This is a genomic window from Methylomonas sp. LWB, from assembly GCF_001856095.1.
GTDB lineage: Bacteria > Pseudomonadota > Gammaproteobacteria > Methylococcales > Methylomonadaceae > Methylomonas > Methylomonas koyamae_A.
Genome location: NZ_MKMC01000045.1, coordinates 74,246 through 92,456 on the forward strand (window position 1 = coordinate 74,246; position 18,211 = coordinate 92,456).

Consider the following 18,211-nt stretch of genomic DNA (forward strand, 5'->3'; position numbering starts at 1 on the left):
GGACGATGGCGAAGATGCGCCGCTTCCACAATAGGGTGTAGGAGCGTACGCGGTTTTCCAGGATAATCAAGCATTTCGATCATCCATCAGAAACAGTTTTCTAGGCGCTAGTTTACCATTCAATAGAATTTCGCCCAACCCCAAAAAGGTTTCGGGACCGTAGATTCTCACCGGCCCCGGCCGGCCGCCGCCGACTTCTATTTGTTGTCCCTGCCGTATCCGACCAGCCTCCTCAGCGGCCAAGGCTAGCGCCGGCACGCCGCGCAACGGTTCGTCCGGCGCGATCAAAACCGCTTGAAGCTGTTCGCTGCTCATGGCCTGCAATTGCTCAAACGTGTGGGCTTGCGCCAAGCGGAACAACCCCGCTTCAGTTCGGCGCAATGCAATCACGGTCGCGCAGCTGCCTAACGCTTGCCCCAGATCCTCGACCAAGGAACGAATGTAAGTTCCCTTCGAGCAAACCACGTCCAATGTCAATTCCCGATCGCTAGCCGCCAATAGTGTCAGCGCATAAATCGAGACCGGCCGCGCCTTGCGCTCGATCGTCAAGCCTTCGCGCGCCAGTTCGTAAAGCTTCCTACCGTTATGTTTCAACGCCGAATACATCGGCGGGACCTGGTCTATCGCACCGGTAAAGCGGAGTAAGGCGGCTTGTAACACCGCTTCGCTAAACACCGGAACCGGCATTTCGGCAACGATGTTACCGTCGCTGTCGCCGGTGTCGGTCATGACGCCCAGCCGCATCGATACCGTATAGCGTTTGTCGTCGTCCAGCAGCATGCCGGACACCTTGGTGGCTTCGCCGAAACAAAGCGGCAACAATCCGGTCGCCAACGGGTCCAGCGCGCCGGTGTGGCCGGCCTTGTTGGCGTTAAATAAATGCCGGACTTCCTGCAAGGCCTTATTCGACGACACGCCTTGACGTTTATCGAGCAAGACGATGCCATGCACGTCGCGCCCGGACTTGCGCTTTGCCATTACTCGTCCTCGGACTTGCCGTTGTCGGACGCGTCGCTCTGATCTTGCCGCCCTTCCAGATCATGCAGCAATTCCGCGACGCGCATACCGGTGTCGAAGGAATGATCGTAATAAAAATGCAGCTCGGATATATGCCTGAGCCGCATCCGCTTCGCCAACTCGTGGCGAATGAACGGCGAGATTTCATTCAATACCTTGACGTTGGCGAGCTTGGCCGCGTCGTCGCCGTTCAACACCGTAATGTACACTTTGGCCACCGCCAGATCCTTGGACAGCTCGACATCGTTGATCGTCACGAAACCCAGGCGAGTGTCCTTGACGTCGCGCTGCAAAATAGCCGCCAATTCCTTCTGCATTTCCGAGGCAACCCGCTGGCTGCGGCCGTATTCTCTCGCCATTTAGATTTCCCGTCTGACTTCGATACGCTCGAACACTTCGATCTGATCGCCGTTTTGCACATCGTTGTAGTTTTTCACGCCGATGCCGCACTCCATGCCCATCTTGACTTCAGTGACGTCGTCCTTGAAGCGGCGCAAGGATTCCAACTGGCCTTCGTAAATCACCACGTTGTTCCGCAACACCCGAATTGGCAGATTGCGCTTGACGAAACCGTCGATGACCATGCATCCGGCGACCGCGCCGAACTTCGGCGAGCGGAACACGTCGCGCACTTCGGCCAAGCCGACGATTTTCTCTTGAATGTCCGGCGCCAGCATGCCGCTGATCGCGCGTTTCACTTCGTCGATCGCTTCGTAAATGATGCTGTAGTAATGCAGATCGATGTCTTTTTCTTCGATCAGCTTACGCGCCACCGCATCCGCCCGCACGTTGAAACCGATCAGAATCGCATTGGACGCCAGCGCCAAATTGGCATCGCCCTCGTTGATGCCGCCAACGCCGCCGAAGATGCATTTGACTTGAACTTCGTCGGTCGACAAACCTACCAACGATTCGCGCAACGCTTCCAAACTGCCCTGCACGTCGGTTTTGATCACCACGTTCAATGTCGACGTTTCGCCGGCGGTCATCCGTGAGAATACGTCGTCCAGCTTGGAAGCACCCATCGCCGCGTGGCGGCTGGATTTCTTGCGTTCCTCGCGGTGCGCCGCCAATTCGCGGGCCACCCGTTCGTTTTGCACAACCAGCAACTCGTCGCCGGCATCCGGCGTTCCGGAAAGACCCAGAATCTCAACCGGCGTACTCGGTCCGGCGGTTTTGATGGCGTGGGCGTTTTCGTCGAACATGGCCCGAATCCGGCCGTATTCGTGACCGCACAGCACGAAGTCGCCTTTATTCAGCGTACCTTTCTGGATCAGCACCGTCGCCACCGCGCCGCGCCCCTTATCCAGCCGCGATTCGATACAAACCCCGGAGGCAACGCCTTCTTTAGGCGCCGTTAATTCCAGCACCTCGGCTTGCACGATTAAGGCTTCGATCAAATCGTCGATACCGACCCCGGTTTTTGCCGATACTTTCAGGAACTGCACGTCGCCGCCCCACTCTTCCGGCACCACGTTCAGCGTCGCCAACTCTTGCATGACCCGATCCGGGTTGGCTTCGTTTTTATCGATCTTATTCAGTGCCACGATAATAGGCACGTTAGCGGCGCGAGCATGCTCGATCGCTTCCTTGGTTTGCGGCATCACGCCGTCGTCGGCGGCCACCACCACGATCACGATGTCGGTGACTTCGGCGCCGCGCGCCCGCATCGCGGTGAACGCGGCATGGCCCGGCGTATCCAGGAAGGTGACCGCGCCGTGATCGGTTCTAACCTGATAAGCACCGATATGCTGAGTGATACCGCCCGCTTCGCCGGCGGCGACGCGGGTTTTCCGAATGTAATCGAGCAACGACGTTTTACCGTGGTCTACGTGGCCCATGATGGTAACGATGGGCGCCCTGCCGACCACTTTGACTTCGTCGGACTCGGCCATCACTTCCGCGAGCATTTCTTTCTCGAAATCGTCCTCGCTTTGCATGATCGGCTTATGCCCCATTTCCTCAACCAAGATCACCGCCGTTTCCTGATCGATGGTTTGGTTGATCGTGGTCATGATGCCCAATTTCATCAAATGCTTGATGACTTCGGCCGCCTTGACGTTCATCTTTTGCGCCAGATCGGACACGATGATAGTCTCGGGAATTGTCACTTCGTAGACCGTCGGCGCCACCGGTTTTTCGAACTTATGGCGAGCCTGAATATCCGGCTCGAAATCGGATTTGTCGCGCTTGGGTTGCGGCTTGGCCTTTTTACCCTTGCCGCGTCGCGGATCGCCGCTACGCGCGCTATCGACATCGACTTCGGGAACGGTGCCGCGGGTCGGCTTGAATTCGGCCTTTTTCTTGTGCAGTGTTTGTTGCTGCTTGGCTTCGGCCTTTTTCTTGACCTTTTCGGCGTTGCGCTGCACCGCCGCTTCGAGACGCTCTTTCTTCTCTTTTTCCAGACGCTGTTCCTCGGTCAATTCAACGACCGGGCTTTCGGCTTTCTGTTGAACAGGCTCGACGACGATTTCGGCTTCCGGTTTTTCGGCGGACACCTCGATGGCGGGCGAGACGGCAACCACCGGAGCGGCTTCCTCGACGATAGTCGGCGCGACTTCTACCGGCTGACTGTCGTCGCCGGCCGGTTGGGCTTTTAGGGCCTGCTGCTGGCGACGACGCTCTTCTTCTTCCGCCAAGCGCTTTTTCTGCTCATCCAACGCCAGCTTGGCGCGTTCGGCCTCTTTTTGGTCATCGCTGACATGCGCTTCGCTGCGCTTAATGTAAGTTTTTTGCTTACGGACCTCCACGCTGACGGTCTTTACGGCACTGCCCGGCGGCGAAGCCTGCTTCAATTCGGTTTTGGTGCTGCGCTTCAGGGTGATGCGCTTAGGCGCGGCGGCCTCCGGATCGGTTTCCGCTTTACCGTGGCGTTTGCGTAAATGAGCCAGCAACTTGAATTTTTCCTGGTCGTCTATCACGTCGTCGGGATCACTGGCGCTCAATCCGGCTTCCTTAAGCTGTTCCAAGAAACGCTCCAGAGGTATGCCGACAACCTCCGCCAACTCTCTAACTGTTTTATCGCTCATAGTGTCCTCCCGTCTCAGCCCTTGTCCTCTGCGAACCAAGATTCGCGGGCCTTCATGATTAGTTTACCAGCACGTTCTTCGTCCATGCCGGCAAAGCCGATGATATCGTCGATGGCCTGTTCGGCCAGATCGTCCAACGTGACAATGCCCTTGGCCGCCATTTCGCGAGCCAACTCTTCGTCCATGCCCTCCATCGCCAGCAATTCCTCGCTAGGCTCGGCGGTTTCGATTTTTTCTTCCGACGCGATCGCGCTGATCAACAAGGCGTCCTTGGCCCGACTGCGCAGCGCCTCGACCAATTCTTCGTCGAAACCGTCGATTTCCAGCATTTCCTCGACCGGGATGTAGGCAATCTCTTCGATGTTGTTCAAACCGACTTCGACCAAAACCGTGGCGATCTCTTCGTCCACATCCAGTTGCTCCATAAACAATTGCTTGGATTTGGCCGCCTCTTCGTCGTGGCTTTTGCCGAACTGAGCGGCATCGATAATGTTCAGCTCCCAACCGGTCAACTCGGAGGCCAAGCGCACATTCTGGCCGCCGCGCCCGATGGCCTGCGACAGGCTGTCGGTGGCGACCGCGACGTCCATGCTGTGTTTGTCCTCGTCGACGACGATCGATTGAATCTCGGCCGGTGCCATGGCGTTGATGACGAATTGAGCCTCGTTGGCGTTCCAGAGAATGATATCGACCCGTTCGCCGGCCAATTCGTTGGAAATAGCCTGTACCCGAGAGCCTCGCATGCCGACGCAGGCACCAACCGGGTCCAGCCGCGGGTCGTTGGCGCGGACCGCGATTTTGGCCCGCGATCCCGGATCGCGGGCGGCCGCCAAAATGTCGATCAAGCCTTCGCTGACTTCCGGCACTTCCAGCCGGAATAGCGCAATCAACAACTCCGGCGCGGTACGGCTAACAAACAATTGCGGACCGCGCTGTTCGGAACGAACGGCCTTCAAGTAGCCGCGCACCCGGTCGCCCATTCGGACCGGTTCCTTGGGAATCATGTCCTCGCGGGCAATATAGGCTTCGACGTGGCCGCCCAAGTCCAAGTAAACGCTGCCTTTTTCGACGCGTTTGACAATGCCGGTCACCAATTCCCCAACCCGGTCTTCGTAAGCTTCGACGATCTTGCGGCGCTCGGCTTCGCGAACTTTTTGAATAATGACCTGTTTGGCGGTCTGCGCGGCGATCCGGCAGAACTCCACCGATTCGACTTCTTCCTCGACGTAGTCGCCAATTTGTATATTCGGCTCTTCGATCTGAGCGGCTTCCAACAGGATTTGCCAGCCCGGATGCTCGACATCGCCGTTAATATCCGGGTTCGCCTCGACCACCTGCCAACGCCGGTAAGTCGTATAGTCGCCGGTGTGGCGATTGATTTCCACCCGCGCCTTGACCGGGTTTTCGTAACGTTTGACGGTCGCCGCTTCCAGAGCGGATTCAATGGCTTGAAAGATCAACTCCTTGTCTATGTCTTTTTCGTTAGCGAAAACATCCGCCACCAGTAAAATTTCTTTATTTGCCATTGCGACCTCCTTTATTCAGTAAATATTCGGGTACCAAGCGCGCCTTACTCATCGTGTGAAACGGAATGGCGATTAAACGTTCGCCTTCCCGTAACACGACAGCGTCGCCCTCGACCGCCTTGATTTCCCCGGTGATCCGGCGGCGTTTGTCTATCGGCTTGAACAATGCGACCTGAACGCTGCTGCCGATGTAGCGCTCGAATTGATTTAGCTTGAAAAACGGCCGATCCGCGCCGGGCGACGAAACTTCCAATTGATAATTGCCTTGTATCGGGTCCTCGACATCCAATGCGCCGCTGACCTGATGACTGACTTTGCTGCAATCGTCCAATAAAATCCCGTTTTCGCTATCAATGTAGATGCGCAGCATGCCGTGCTGAGGATGCGGATTGTATTCGATGCCCACGCACTCGTAGCCAAGACCTTCGACAATCGGCTCTATCAACTCGACCAAATGTTCGGGAGCTTGCTTCATGACCGCCTAACCTTTTCAAACCCAAAAAAAAAGAGCCTCAGGCTCTTCCATAAACAACCAAGAACTTGCGGGCTTCGCCATTTCGAAGACCCACAAAACAAAAAACCCCTAAAAGGGGCTTTCGAGATCCACCAACCGGAACGTGGTGCCCAGGGACAGAATCGAACTGTCGACACGAGGATTTTCAGTCCTCTGCTCTACCGACTGAGCTACCTGGGCAATGTTTTCGGCCATAAGATTTGAGATACGTAAGAACCAGCCGAACTTTCGAATCTGATTAACCGCAGCCAAACTTAAAGCGCCCATTCTACCCAAATCGGACGACCTTGCCTAGCGTTTTTTAGATAAGCAATACAAACACATCGCTAGGATCTCGACGACGCGTCGAATTGGCGAGAGATAAAGCTATCTTAAATTTCAAGAATTTAATCCTGGCGTAGCGAGCCGAGTGCCCCCGGATATAGGCTCGGTGGTTAGGTTGAGCCGAATCGCGGGCCCGCAAGCAAAACCAGGAGGATTCGGTATTTTTGACTCCCTTAAAAATCCGAGTACAGGCCTAAAATCCCTTTTAATACGAACGGCCAACGCCTCCCAATCTGTTGCCGGCATGGCCGCCAACTAGATGCTAAAAGGTATCGTCGGATTAGCCGAATTCAAGCTCGATTTAGTTGGCGGAACAATCCGCCTTAAGAAGCGCCCATATGGCGAAAAAGACTCGCTTGAGCTGTGTCTGGAGGATTTTGCAGTATTTCATGACGGAGAGTCTTACCGCTTCATTATTTGCCACGCGTGCTCGGACTAACGGTGGCTGCGCAATTTGCTAGCCAAATTGATCAGTACGACCTGGAAAGTCCCGGCGATGCCGCAATTAAGCGCTCAACTGATATTGATTGCGGAGGTATTCAAAACGACGCGCCAGCATTGGAATTGGCCGATTGACTTTTCGAAATCGTTCCAAAGGTAAAACTCGGAACGCAAACTTACGGCGTTTTACAGCGGATCAACCGAATCCGCTGTAAAACAAGAACTAACCCAATTGGATTTGAGCCGATAACGCTCGTTAGGTGTTCGGGTCGCCTTGAATCGCCCGATCGATCATGTAGACGCTACCGCGAATAACCGCGGCAAATAACAACGCGGACACGACGAACTCTAAAGGTAAACCCGCTAATACGCCTGCCGATGCCAACAGTCCGATAGCCGGGCCGGGTTTTCCAATTTTCGGAATTGTCATTTTGCCTCCTAAACCGTATTTCGGTCGATGAGTGAATACGATTCCACTATATCGCCGATAGAAAATTACACAATACCGCTGGATATTGATTAATTGTTTCCGCAAAAATAACAATAAGCAGTATAGGCTTAATATTAGGGCATGCTTGTTCCGGCATCCGAGCTTTGCTTCACGCAATCAATCGATGTGCGCGTGAAATTTGGCTGGCTTCTCCCGGCTGCCATTCGGCAAAACCGACACCGAACTACAACGGCTCGCTTGCATGTACTGAGAATATTCAGCTCAAGCAAATTGCCAGCGCCAGATTGCTTGTTGACGCAGCTCAGTTCCCGCAAAGGGCCAGCCGGTTAGGCTGAACGCATTGAGCCGGCGAATTCCGAGTAAAATGGCTACCAACCTTGCCTAAACACTTCGACTTTTATTTCAGATCTCGTGGCCAAGCTATTTCAAATCCCGCAAAACCATCCGCAACGCTTCGTGCTGCACAACGAAGTCCATGCCCGGGCATCGTCGATTCCGCGCCTGCCGGTGAGGGCCAGTTACCTAGCGCTGACTTTGTCGAACGACGAAAAAATCCTGGAACGCCCGCACCTAAAAGCGCTGTGCGAACGTTTCGGCGTCATTCCGCCAGGCAACGACGCCGATCATTTCAGCGCCAACTTCGATGCTTTTCAGATGAGTTGGGAGCAGCACGGCGAATTCAGCACGTATACGTTTTACGCCTACGATGCCACCGATGAACCCTTCGAGGACCCGGCCTTGAGCAAAGTGCCGGTGGACTGGCTAGCCCGAATCGGCGGCCAAACCATCGTCGCCGCGCACGCCGCCGTGGTCTCGGCGGAAGAAATTCGGTATCAAGACGAAACGGACTTATCGCCACTGACAGCTTACTTCGTCGGCAATGCCGTCGCCGGATCGAAAGTGACAGGCGGTGCCGCGTCGGTATTTACCGACTTTAGAATTCACGTCGACGGCTTCAGCCGCTTTTTGGTGGTCAACCACGAATTGAAGACCGCGCAGGCCGGTCGCTTACTGCACCGCTTGTTCGATATTGAAGTGTATCGGGTCCTCGCCTTGTTGGCTTTCCCGATAGCCCGCAAGCAATACCCGGAACTTAAAAAGGCCGATCGCCAGCTCTACGCGATCACCAACTCAATGACCCAGCCGGACGCCGACGACGCGAAACTGTTGGACGAACTGACCGAATTGGCGGCGGAGGTCGAAAACCAAATTTCCAGCCACCAGTTCCGCTTCGCCGCCGCCAGCGCTTATCACCAGCTAGTCGGCCAACGCCTGACCGACCTGCGCGAAGTACGAATTCAAGGCATTCAAACCTTGGGAGAATTTTTAAAGCGCCGACTCGATCCGGCGATGACAACCTGCAACTCGCTCTCGCACCGCTTCAACCTGGTCTCGGAGCGCGTCAGCAACGCCAGCCAATTGTTGCGCACCAAGGTCGACATTATCATCGAGCGGCAAAATCAAGGATTGCTGTCGTCGATGGCCCTACGCGCCAAAATGCAATTGCGCTTACAACAAACGGTCGAAAGCATTTCCATCGTCGCGATCGCCTACTACGCCGCCAGCCTGACCGGCAAAATCGCCGAAGGTTTGCACGCCGCCGGCTGGCCTATCGACCCGGCGCTGGTCGAAGCGGCCGCCATTCCGTTTATTCTGGTGATCATCGCGATCGGCACCAAACTCATCCATAAAAACATCGCCGATACGACCGACCTGTAAACGCAACTCCGATCCGCGAAATAGCGTCTTGGTGGTTGATTACACCAGCAAAAACGTTCGTCTAGGATTCACGGTACACCGATAACGACCACTCAAGCCGGACCGCAATCGACGCATCCGCCAACCTCGACTTCGGAAAATAGCGCGCGTATTGCATCAATACGAGCCGGATCCAACGCCGCCACCCGGTTGTGTTGCCGGCATAAGGCGCCGCGGAAGCCCAGATAGTCCGCCGCCAACGGCAATAAACCGGGCACGTCCGCCAATCGCAACGATCCGGCCAAGCCCGTCAGCAGCGCGTGCTCGCGCGCCAAGCTCAAAAACCGCTCGAGTCGCTCGAGGCTCTGCCAATCGGTCAGCGAACCGGCGCTCTTATCCATCGTGTCCAGCATCACCCCACGAAAGCCGGCGCGCGCCAGCAGCGGAACCACCGAAAAATCCGGCCGAGTGTCGGCAAACAACACCGCTATCAGGGATTGCTTATCGGCGAATCGACCGGCGGCGGCAATGCTACCCGACCAGTCGCCGCCCGGAAACAGGCCGATCTTGACGTAATCGACGCCGGTGGCCGCCATCCCGGCCACCGCCGCGCCGACCAGATCCGGCTGCATCGGCAAATCGCCGATTGTCGCACTGACCACGGTGCCCGGTCGTAGCGCGGCAACGATCGCCGCCACGTCGGCCACGTCCAATGCACCCAATGCCCCCCTGGCCGGTTGCTTCAAATCGATGATATCGACATCCAGCGCTTCAATCAGCAACGCTTCGTCCAAGCAATCGACGCTAGCCAACATCCCGGTCATGAAGCCTCCTTGCCGCGAAAATCGGCTATCGCCGCCATCAACCAAGCCCAGGCTTCGCGCTCGACCGGGCCGGCAGTCTTATCGAGACCTATCCGCAAATAACCGAGCTCCGCGTCGATTTTATCCCACGGAAGCATACCCAGACGGCTAATCAAAATCGCCGCTTCCAACACCGCATATTGCGCCCGGTTAAAGCCGCGAAACGGTTTGTGATTGGCGGTGTATATCGCCTCGCAAAACAGCTTTGGGCGATGTTCATCCTCTTCCAGACGGCTCAAGCGCACTTCGCTATGCGCCAGCGCGTCGGTCAAATACATGCCCGCGACTTGCTCGGCCGGTGTTAGCGGCCAATCGCGGCGACCGGTAACGCAGCCGGCGAAAATCCGTACGTCGTCGCAATAATTGACGACGGCCACCCCGGTTTCCAGGATGTTGTCCAGTGTCGTCGACGGCTTGAACGGCAGAATCGCCAAGCCGCCTTCCGCGACGTGAATACCCATCGGCGCGATATGCGGACGACCCTGGCGGTTGACCGTCGTCACCACGGTTTCTTGAATCATAGGGAATAAGGTCTATTCTGAATCGGGAAATAATCACCAGTCCATCGGCCGGCGAGCGCGCAATTCTAATCGCGACGCCCACTCTTGGGGGTAATTTATTTATCGCCGTCGCCTCGCGTCACTATTCAAGCAATGACATCATGCATGCGATCAACATAGCCGACTTATCGATTCTACTCATTGAGCCCTCCACGACTCAACTGAAAGTCATCGTCCAGCATTTACGCGGCGAGGGCGTCAGCACCATCGAAGGCGTCGGAAGCGCCGCCGACGCGTTGAAACTGCTGCAAACCGGCAGTCCGCCGGATTTAATCATCAGCAGTCTGTATTTACCCGATATGACGGCGGTCGAACTGGTCGAACAACTCCGTCACGATCCTAAACTACACACCATTCCGTTTATGCTGATCTCCAGCGAATCGAGTTTCTCGGTCCTGGACGCTATCCGCCAAGCCGGCGTGGTCGCGATTCTGCCCAAACCTTTCGCCCACGAGGACTTAAAAAATGCGCTACGGGCGACGATAGAATTCATCGATCCGCAGGAAATTAGCCTGGAGCATTACGACATCGAGAATGTCCGGGTCTTGGTCGTCGACGACAGCAATTTGGCCCGTAAGCATATTTGCCGGGTATTGAACAACATGGGCATCGTAAAAATCACCGAAGCCCGAGACGGCAAGGAAGGCGTCGAACTGTTCGAGCAAAATCAGGATGGTTTCGAATTGATCGTCACCGACTACAACATGCCGATCATGGATGGTCAGCAGTTGATCAAACACATCCGTCAGGTCCTGGGCAATTCCATCGTGCCGATTCTGATGGTCACCAGCGAAGATAACCAAACCCGCCTCAGCAACGTCCACAAGGCCGGCGTGTCGGCGATTTGCGACAAACCCTTCGATCCGCACACGGTCAAGGAAATGCTCTACCGGGTACTGGAGCCGGATTGAGCGTTGGCGGCTCGGATTCTCAAACTTGGATCAACCCAGCCCGCCGCCGGCCAAATTCCCGCGAACAGCGGCCGCCGTTTAATTCAAGGCCTGCAAGGCTTTCAAAATGGCTGGATAGTCGAAATCCTCTGCGAATTGAGTCAAGGTTTTACCCAAACCCGGATCGCTCGCGGTGATGCGGCCGATCACATCGGCGATCCGTTCCGCCTCCAGACTCTCCAAGGCTTGTGCCAACTCTTCGCGTAGCGGCGCCGGCAACACCAGTAAACTGCCGGGCGTCAAAACGGCGGTTTGCTGTTCCGGCCGGAACGAACCCTCGTAAATAAACCGGATGCCTAATTGCCGAGACAAACAATCGTAAATTTCGCTGAACCGGTAGGGCTTGCGGACAAAGTCGTCCATTCCCGATCGCAATAACTCCTCGCGCTGTTCGACGAATACCGACGCGGTGACTGCCACTATTTTGACAAGCTCGCCGCCCGGCAGGCCGCGAATGATTCGGGTCGCTTCCTGACCGTCCATGACCGGCATACGCCGGTCCATCCAGATCAAATCCGGCCGCCATTCGCGAAATAGCGCTACCCCGCGCTCGCCGTTCTCGGCGACCCTGACCGGCAAACCGACCGACTCCATGAGCTTGCTCAACAACAATTGATTTTCGATCTGGTCCTCGACGATCAAGATACGATAATTCGGCTGTCCGGGTGCCAAGCCGACCACGTTGGCCGGCTCTCGGCGCGGCGAACTGACTACGTCGGCTTCGTCCGCCTCGATCAGCGGCAGATCGACTACGAAAATAGAACCCACCCCAGGGCTGCTGCGCAATTCCAATTTGCCGCCCATCAAGCGCACGAACTGACGGGTGATCGTCAAGCCCAATCCCGTGCCCTTGTTGGCGCCCTGCTCGCCCAATTGTTCGAACGGCTCGAACACCCGTTGCTGGTCGCGCGGCTCGATACCGGGACCGGTGTCTTCGATTTCGATCAGTAGGTGCGAGGTACTGTTCTCCCGCACACCCAAGCGCAAGATCACCCCGCCTTGCTCGGTGAATTTAACCGCATTCCCGACCAAGTTAATCAACACTTGGCGCAAATGCGCCTGATCGCCAACCACGTAACGCGGAAACCGCGACGACTGATCGACCAACAAGCGCAAGCCCTTTTCCTTGGCGCGAATGTCCAGCATCTCAGTGATATCGCGAATCAAACCACCCAAATCGAAAGCGACGTTTTCCAATTGAAACCGACCGGCCTCGATCTTAGCCATTTCCAGTACGTCGTTGATTAGATTTAGCAAATGTTCGCCGCTGCGGTTAATAATGTCCAAGTTCATACGCTGATCGTCGCGCAATTGCGGATCGCCGCGCATCACATTGGAAAAGCCCATAATGGCGTTCAGCGGCGTGCGCAACTCGTGGCTCATATTTGCCAGAAAAGTGCTCTTGGCCTTGTTGGCGGTTTCGGCGGCATTGCGGGCCAACACCAAATCCGCGGTGCGCTGCTGCACTTCGTCCTCGAGATGGTCTTTATAACGCCGGAGTTGCTCGGCATTCCGCATCCGCTCGGTCATGTCGATGAAGATCGCCAACACGTCATCGCCCAATACCACGCCGGCAATATCCATGACCCGCACGTCACCGTTTTTGCAAGTCACCCGGTATTCGCGCGGACGAATACTCTCGCCGCTCTCGATGGCTTCTTGAACGGCCGCATCCCAAGTAGCGATAGCCCAGATTCGGTAGTCCGGATCCGGGTAGGCCTTTTGGAACCAATCATCCAGCGTCGGAATGTCGGCGCGCGAGTATCCGAACAATTCCGCGAAGCAATCGTTGAACTCCCGGATCACACCGTCCTTGTCGGCCGAACCCAATGGTATCGGCATGACTTGCACCAATCGGCGAAAACGCGCCTCGCTGGCGAATTTGGCGGCTTTTTCGGACTCGATCGCATCCAGCATTCGATAGAGATGGCGTGCCAAAACGCCAACCTCGTCTCGACGGGTCAGCGCCTCGCGCCGAAAGGTCCGACCATGTTCGGCATCGATCGCGACGGTCATCAAGTGATTCAGGCCGCGGGTCAATCCCCTCGACAGCGCGGTTGCAATCACGACGATGCTCAGCAACAACAATCCGGCAATCCCCAAGCCGGCAAAGGCCAACGAGCGCAGTTCACGGATTTTACCGACCCGGCTCAATTCGACTCTCAGCCAACCGATCGGTGCGTTGTTGGCCTTGATCGGGACCGCGACATCGATCAAGTCATCCCGATTCAAGAGGACTTGCGGCTCCGCGGACCGGCCTAACAAACTCAGACTGATCGGATCGGTGAAATATCGGCCGATATACTCAGGCCGAGTGGAGGCCAAGACTTCTCCGCGCGGCGAAATGACGACGGCAAAACTCAAATCGGTGGTTTCCGCCGCCCCTTTCAAGACTTCTTGCAAGCCGGCCAGGTCGTTGGCCAACACCCACGAAGCGCTACCGAAGGCCAGCGTCCTGGCCAACTCGAACGCGCTTCGCTGACCTTGCTCATATAAAAATTCGCGTTGCGCCGATAACAGTAATATTCCGGCACCGGCGACTGTCGCCAAAGCCGCTAGCGAAAACGACCAAACCATCTGGCGACGGATAGAACGCCCCCAAAAGCTGTACGCGCCGGACAGCAACTCGCGTAGCCCTTTCATCGAAATTTGTCGTTCATTCAGTCTAACGGCCTCACCGCGCTCGAAAATTTCACCAGAAAATCGCGAACCGGCCGGTAGGTCTCGGCGTCGGCCGCTTCGAAACGCGATACCGGCAAACCAGCCAGAATCGCTCTGCCCTCCTCGCTATCCTGCAATGCCAGCAATTCCTCGGCGAAGCGTCCGGCCAGCCCACCCGGAATATCCGCGCGAACGACCCAGGCGTTATTCGGTAGCGTATCCGTCCGCCATTTCACTTCCAATTCGGCGGCCTGCTCCGGACGCTGTTTGGAAAAGCTGGCCCAAGGCACCGGCCAAGTCGCGCCGGCGGCGACGTGGCCGAGCAATACGTTGATAATCACCGACTCTTGCGATCCGACGTAGCGATTCTCGATGTCGCGGTTAACGTCGATACCGTGGGTCTGCAAAAAATATTGCGGTAACATCGTCGCCGCCAACGCCGTCGGAGCGGGATAAGCCACCGCCTTGCCTTTCAAATCGCTTAGATCCCGGATCCCGCCATCCTTGCGCACCAGGATGATGCCGCGAAAATTCTCGTCGTCGGCCATTTTGGCGAAGATTCGATAGCCGTGTTGCAGGGCCTCGACCGATTGATAGGGGTTAGGCATCGCGAACGCAAAATGGCCCGCATACAGTTTTTTGTCGAATTCTTCGTAATTGCGCGAAGCTTCCAGCTTGAAGCGGGCGTCGGGCAGGTACCGGTTCATATGATCTACGATGGGGCCGTATATTTCCATCAAGCGTTGCGGATTATGCAAGGGATGGATGCCGACGACATATTCGACGATTTCCGTCGGCACATCGCTCAGACTAGGACTATAAGCCGGTTCTTCAGCGCGCTGACAAGCCATCGCCGTTAACGACAGCAATAGCCACGATCTACCGCGCCTTAACATGCGACTTAGCATGATTGGCATCCCCGATCCCCCCAAGAGTTTCAATTCACGCCGGTCTTCCATACCCTACCTTTACTAAGGATAGTCTAAGCGGCCACCAACGACGCCACGCGGACTTCGCCGATAGCCGCCGCCCGCGCACCGTTGGCGAGACGTCAACGCGCCGGCGATCCCCGCCAAACCGGCCGGAGCCGTAACCGCGCCAACCAAACCAAGCCGCGACGTAGCGTGCTCATCAAATCGTCGATCGCGGTATACGTCACCGGAATCACCACCAGACTCAACGCGGTCGACGTCAGCAAGCCGCCGATCACGGTAATCGCCATCGGCGCCCGGAAACTCGGGTCGGCGCCCAGCCCCATCGCAATCGGCAGCATGCCGGCACCCATCGCGATCGTCGTCATCAAAATCGGTTGCACCCGCTTGCGGCAACTGTCGATTACCGCGTCCAGCCGGCTCATGCCGCGCTCGCGGCGGGCAATCATCGCGTATTCGACCAGTAGGATAGAGTTTTTGGTGACGACGCCCATCAACATCAACAGCCCGATCACGCTCGGCATCGCGAAGCTGCCGCCAGTCATCAGCAAGGCCAGGAAGGCGCCGCCCAGCGACAACGGCAATGCGCCGAGTATCGTCACCGGTTGGCTGAAGTCGCCGAACAACAGCACTAAAACCACGTAAATGCACAACACGCCAATCGCCATCGCCCCGCCGAAACTGCCGAACAACTCGTTCATCCGTTGCGCGTCGCCGGACTCAATCGTGCGCACCCCGGCCGGCAGATTTTGCATGGTCGGTAATTGCATGACTTCGGCCAACACGTCGCCGACCACGCGCTCGCCCAACTCGATTTCGAAGGTGGTGTTGCGCATCCGGTCCAAGCGATCGATCTGCTGCAAGCCGCCGGCCAGACGAATGTCGGCCAAGGTCGCCAAACTGACGCTGCCGGCGCGTCCGGCCACCCGCAGTTGGCCGATTTCGTCGAGACTGTGGCGCACGGACTCGGCCAGCCGCACCCGAATCGGGATTTGCCGTTGCGGCAGATTCAGCTTGGCCATCACGTTGGCATAGTCGCCGTAACTGGCGACCCTAACCACTTCGGCCAAGGCCTCGACCGTGACGCCCAATTCGGCGGCCTTGTTGAAATCCGGGGTAATCTGAATCTCCGGGCGTTGCAAACTAGCGCTCGACGTAATGTTGCCCAGGCCGCGCACTTGCCTCAGTTCGAGTTCGACCGCGTCGGCGGCCCGGCGCAAGGCTTGCGGATCGTCGCTAGCCAGCGTTAGTTGCAGCTTTTCGCCGCTACCGCCACTGCCGACGGCCACGCGCACGCCGGGCAAATCGGCCAGTTTGTCGCGTATCGCCGCCTCGATCGTGGTTTGAGTATACGGGCGTTCGGTACGGTCGCGCAGGCTTAGGGTTAAGGTGGCCTTGCGCACTTCGTAGTTGGTGCTGGCGGCATCCGGACCACCACCGCCACTGCTGGAAACACCGTCCGCCGTAAAGACTTGGGTGACGTCCGGCAACTCGCGTAAACGGCGTTCGGCCTCGGCGGCGATGTTGCGGGTTTGCGCCAGCGTGCTGCCCGGCGGCAATTCCAGCGAAACCTTGGTTTGACTGTTGTCGGAAGCCGGTACGAAACCCTTGGGTAATAAGGGCATCAGGCTCAGCGAACCGGCCACGAACGCCACCACGCCGACGCCAACCAGCCAGCGATGGCCTAGGCACCAGTCCACCACCTTCAGATAGGCCCGCATAGCCGGATTATCGCCGCTGTCGCGTTCCGGATGCGGTTTCAACCAATAGGCCGCCATCATCGGCGTCAGCAAGCGCGCCACCAACAACGAGGCCAATACCGCCGCCGCCGCGGTCATGCCGAATTGACGAAAGAATTTGCCGGGTACCCCGCCCATGAACGCGGTCGGCAAGAACACCGCCACCAAGGTAAAGGTGGTGGCGATCACCGCGAAGCCGATTTCGTCGGCGGCGTCCATTGCCGCCTGTAGCGGCGTCTTACCCATCCGTAAATGACGCACGATGTTTTCGATTTCGACGATGGCATCGTCCACCAAAATCCCCACCACCAGCGCCAAGGCCAGCAACGACAGAATGTTCAGACTAAAACCGAAATACCACATCGCCGCGAAAGTCGGCAGGATGGACAAGGGCAACGCGACCGCCGCGACCAGCGTCGCCCGCCAGTCCCGCAAAAACCACCAAACCACGACCACGGCCAGGAAGGCCCCTTCGTACAGCAAATGCATCGAGCCGGTATAGTTGTCCTCGACCGGCTGGACGGTGTCGAAGGCCTCGCGGATGCTCACTTGCGGATGATCGGCGCCAAACTCGGCCAGTGCCGCGCGCACCGCTTCCGCCACGGTCACTTCGCTAGTGCCTTTATTGCGGACGATATCGAAGCCGATGACCGGCTGGCCGTCCAGCGTCGCGTAAGTGGAACGTTCGGCGATGGTATCGCTGATGTCGGCAATTTGATCCAGCTTGATGTGGCTGCCGTTGGCGAGCGGTATATCGAGGTTGCGCAGCTCGCCGGCCGTCGCGACCCGGCCCAAGGTACGCACGGCCTGCACGCCGCCGCCGATGTCGCCGCGACCGCCGGACGCATCCTGCTGGACTTTTTTCAGCTGCGTCGCCACTTCGCTAACCTGCGCGCCCAAGCCGGCCATCCGTACCGGATCGAGATCGACGTGGACCTCGCGATCGACCCCGCCGGTACGCGTCACCCTGCCGACGCCGTTGACCGCTAGTAAACGCTTGCTGACATCGTTATCGACGAACCAGGACAATGCCGCTTCATCCATATTCTCGGCGCTGACCACATAAGTCAGAATGGCGTTACCGGCCGTCGTGGTCTTGGAGATAATGGGCGCGGCCATCGCCGACGGCAATTCGGCGCGGACGCCGTCCACCGCGTTGCGCACTTGGTTCAACGCTTCCTCGGAGTTCTTGTCGATGTTGAACTCGACCTTGATCGCCACCGAGCCGTCGGTGATCGTGGTGCGCACGTGCTCAACGCCGCCGATGGCGGCGATCTTGTCCTCGATCTTGCGCGCCACTTCGGTTTCCAATTGCGCCGGCGCCGCACCTTCCAGCGTGGCGGCGACAGTGATGATAGGCACTTCGATGTCCGGGAAGTTTTGTTTGCCTAATTGCTTGAGACCCATGCCGCCCAGGATGGACAGCACCGCGAACAACAATAGACTGGGTACCGGCTTGCGGATGGCCCATGCGGAAAAGTTCATGATTTTGCTCCCACGCCCAAG

14 protein-coding genes and 1 tRNA gene are annotated in these 18,211 nt (G+C 57.2%); 3 read left to right on the top strand and 12 right to left on the bottom strand.

Going from position 1 to position 18,211, the window contains the following annotated elements:
* Positions 1-66: 66 nt before the first annotated feature.
* From truB to BJL95_RS16680, 6 genes are all read right to left on the bottom strand, one after another.
* The gene (gene truB, locus BJL95_RS16655) at positions 67-978 is read right to left on the bottom strand and encodes a tRNA pseudouridine(55) synthase TruB (protein ID WP_071159527.1); all 912 of its coding nucleotides are present in this window, start codon (positions 976-978) and stop codon (positions 67-69) included.
* Complete coding sequence (rbfA, locus tag BJL95_RS16660) at positions 978-1,376, bottom strand: 30S ribosome-binding factor RbfA (RefSeq protein ID WP_064031752.1); 399 nt, start codon at positions 1,374-1,376, stop codon at positions 978-980. Before rbfA ends, truB begins: the two co-directional genes overlap by 1 nt.
* Complete coding sequence (gene infB / locus BJL95_RS16665) at positions 1,377-4,046, bottom strand: translation initiation factor IF-2 (RefSeq protein ID WP_071159529.1); 2,670 nt, start codon at positions 4,044-4,046, stop codon at positions 1,377-1,379. It lies immediately after the preceding gene.
* A gap of 14 nt (positions 4,047-4,060) precedes the next feature.
* Complete coding sequence (nusA, locus tag BJL95_RS16670) at positions 4,061-5,572, bottom strand: transcription termination factor NusA (protein ID WP_064031754.1); 1,512 nt, start codon at positions 5,570-5,572, stop codon at positions 4,061-4,063.
* The gene (gene rimP / locus BJL95_RS16675; protein ID WP_064031755.1) at positions 5,562-6,047 is read right to left on the bottom strand and encodes a ribosome maturation factor RimP; all 486 of its coding nucleotides are present in this window, start codon (positions 6,045-6,047) and stop codon (positions 5,562-5,564) included. Before rimP ends, nusA begins: the two co-directional genes overlap by 11 nt.
* A gap of 143 nt (positions 6,048-6,190) precedes the next feature.
* Positions 6,191-6,266: transfer RNA gene (locus tag BJL95_RS16680), tRNA-Phe, on the bottom strand.
* A 585-nt stretch (positions 6,267-6,851) separates the two neighbouring features.
* On the opposite strand from BJL95_RS16680, the gene BJL95_RS25960 reads away from it, so the two are divergent.
* Complete coding sequence (locus BJL95_RS25960) at positions 6,852-6,986, top strand: hypothetical protein (protein ID WP_281023020.1); 135 nt, start codon at positions 6,852-6,854, stop codon at positions 6,984-6,986.
* A gap of 121 nt (positions 6,987-7,107) precedes the next feature.
* On the opposite strand, the gene BJL95_RS25250 is transcribed toward BJL95_RS25960, so the two are convergent.
* Positions 7,108-7,281, bottom strand: coding sequence for a hypothetical protein (locus BJL95_RS25250; protein WP_157198016.1), 174 nt, complete (start codon positions 7,279-7,281; stop codon positions 7,108-7,110).
* 432 nt (positions 7,282-7,713) lie between these two features.
* Here BJL95_RS25250 and BJL95_RS16690 point away from each other — a divergent pair, with 432 nt between their 5' ends.
* Positions 7,714-9,021, top strand: coding sequence for a DUF3422 family protein (locus BJL95_RS16690; protein WP_071159533.1), 1,308 nt, complete (start codon positions 7,714-7,716; stop codon positions 9,019-9,021).
* Positions 9,022-9,113: 92 nt separating this feature from the next.
* Here BJL95_RS16690 and BJL95_RS16695 read toward each other — a convergent pair whose 3' ends face one another.
* Both BJL95_RS16695 and BJL95_RS16700 read right to left on the bottom strand, forming a co-directional pair.
* Positions 9,114-9,824, bottom strand: a complete 711-nt coding sequence (locus BJL95_RS16695; RefSeq protein ID WP_071159535.1) for a (5-formylfuran-3-yl)methyl phosphate synthase — start codon at positions 9,822-9,824, stop codon at positions 9,114-9,116.
* Positions 9,821-10,384 (bottom strand): DUF447 domain-containing protein, encoded by a 564-nt coding sequence (locus BJL95_RS16700; protein ID WP_071159537.1) that lies wholly within the window; start codon positions 10,382-10,384, stop codon positions 9,821-9,823. Before BJL95_RS16700 ends, BJL95_RS16695 begins: the two co-directional genes overlap by 4 nt.
* A 140-nt stretch (positions 10,385-10,524) precedes the next feature.
* On the opposite strand from BJL95_RS16700, the gene BJL95_RS16705 reads away from it, so the two are divergent.
* A complete protein-coding gene (locus BJL95_RS16705) occupies positions 10,525-11,334 on the top strand; it encodes a response regulator (RefSeq protein WP_064031760.1) in 810 nt (269 codons plus the stop codon).
* Between the two features lie 78 nt (positions 11,335-11,412).
* Here the strand turns inward: BJL95_RS16705 and BJL95_RS16710 are convergent, their stop codons facing one another.
* The 3 genes from BJL95_RS16710 to BJL95_RS16720 form a co-directional block, all read right to left on the bottom strand.
* Positions 11,413-14,016: an ATP-binding protein gene (locus tag BJL95_RS16710; RefSeq protein WP_083386117.1), complete on the bottom strand. Its 2,604-nt coding sequence runs from the start codon at positions 14,014-14,016 to the stop codon at positions 11,413-11,415.
* A gap of 17 nt (positions 14,017-14,033) precedes the next feature.
* Positions 14,034-14,942: a phosphate/phosphite/phosphonate ABC transporter substrate-binding protein gene (locus BJL95_RS16715; protein ID WP_064031762.1), complete on the bottom strand. Its 909-nt coding sequence runs from the start codon at positions 14,940-14,942 to the stop codon at positions 14,034-14,036.
* 143 nt (positions 14,943-15,085) lie between these two features.
* A complete protein-coding gene (locus BJL95_RS16720) occupies positions 15,086-18,190 on the bottom strand; it encodes an efflux RND transporter permease subunit (protein WP_071159544.1) in 3,105 nt (1,034 codons plus the stop codon).
* Between the last annotated feature and the right edge of the window lie 21 nt (positions 18,191-18,211).